The sequence below is a fragment of the Alexandriicola marinus genome, from assembly GCF_004000435.1.
Taxonomy (GTDB): domain Bacteria; phylum Pseudomonadota; class Alphaproteobacteria; order Rhodobacterales; family Rhodobacteraceae; genus Alexandriicola; species Alexandriicola marinus.
In genome coordinates this window covers 1-323 of sequence record NZ_RBVZ01000085.1, presented here as the reverse complement: position 1 = coordinate 323, position 323 = coordinate 1, and the positions used below count along the sequence as shown (strand labels likewise).

The following is a 323-nucleotide window of genomic DNA, read 5'->3' as shown; positions in this document are numbered from 1 at the left end:
CGGTCGTTTATTGGTGATACATAAAATTGCAAACGGCCCGTTTTCATGTCCCTGATAGGCTATGCCCGCGTTTCCACAGAGGATCAGACCCCCCTGCCCCAGTCCGAGACGCTGCAATCGGCGGGCTGTGCCGAGATCTTTGAAGAGCACGCCTCAGGCGGCAATCGCGCGCGTCCTGTGCTCGCGCGGGTGCTCGAACGGGTCCAGAGCGGCGATACGCTGGTCGTCGTGCGGATCGACCGGCTTGCGCGGTCTCTGTCGCACTTACTGGAGGTGATCGAGCGTCTGGAGGCCAAGGGAGCTTTCTTCCGCTCGCTGCAGGA

1 protein-coding gene is annotated in these 323 nt (G+C 61.6%); it reads left to right on the top strand.

Annotated elements, in window-relative coordinates:
* Positions 1 to 45: 45 nt before the first annotated feature.
* Positions 46 to 323 (top strand): recombinase family protein (locus EP376_RS22785; protein ID WP_164745072.1); only part of this gene is annotated, 278 nt, incomplete at its 3' end.